This window comes from Methylobacterium nigriterrae (assembly GCF_037106235.1).
In the GTDB taxonomy this organism is placed as follows: domain Bacteria; phylum Pseudomonadota; class Alphaproteobacteria; order Rhizobiales; family Beijerinckiaceae; genus Methylobacterium; species Methylobacterium nigriterrae.
In genome coordinates, this window is the sequence record NZ_JBAWTG010000939.1 from 1 (window position 1) to 265 (window position 265).

At 57.7% G+C, this 265-nt stretch carries 1 protein-coding gene; it reads left to right on the plus strand.

Features of this window, described 5'->3' with window-relative positions; translation table 11 throughout:
• Positions 1–265 (plus strand): hypothetical protein (locus tag WDW90_RS39770; RefSeq protein WP_336493077.1); only part of this gene is annotated, 265 nt, incomplete at both ends.

A 265-nucleotide genomic window follows, 5' to 3' on the forward strand; every position in this document is an offset into this window, starting at 1 on the left:
GGCGAAGAAGGCGGACGGCCTGCTGCCGCTGAGCGTGATTTTTATCCTCCTTCCCGGCGGGTATCTCGTCTCCCAAGGCTGGACATGGTCCGCGGCATGGGTGGCCATTTCTCTCACCACACTTGTTCTGATGACGGTAATGGGGCCGGTGATCAACCTGACCCGCATTAAAGCCATCCATACTGCAGCCTGTGAAGCGGCGGAGGGCCCGCTGACAGCAGAATTGCATGCCATTGTCCGCAATAAGGCACTGTGGAATTCTGTT